Origin of the sequence: Cobetia sp. MC34 (genome assembly GCF_018340035.1) — a bacterium.
Lineage (GTDB): Bacteria > Pseudomonadota > Gammaproteobacteria > Pseudomonadales > Halomonadaceae > Cobetia > Cobetia amphilecti.
In genome coordinates, this window is sequence record NZ_JADPPY010000125.1 from 1 (window position 1) to 303 (window position 303).

General features: G+C 52.8%; 1 rRNA gene. It reads left to right on the plus strand.

The annotated features are described in order from the left end of the window. Positions 1-106, plus strand: a 5S ribosomal RNA gene (gene rrf, locus IZU87_RS17435); the annotation flags it as partial. Positions 107-303: the final 197 nt, after the last annotated feature.

Below are 303 nucleotides of genomic sequence, written 5' to 3' on the forward strand. Positions count from 1 at the left end.
ATAGCGAGCGTGAACCACCCGATCCCATGCCGAACTCGGAAGTGAAACCGCTTAGCGCCGATGGTAGTGTGGAGTTTCTCCATGTGAGAGTAGGTCATCGTCAGGCACTTATACTGAACCGCCCCTGTAGCCTTGCTGCAGGGGCGGTTCTCTTTGTGCGCAGGAAAAGTTGTGCTCAGGGTAAGCGACCGGTGATCCCATCTACCGCAGAGTCCTGAATTCCGTCACGTTAGATGTCCATCTATCAATAAGTGGACACTTATCATGACGGAATCAAGCGTGTTGGAAGTTCCTCGCAAGCGT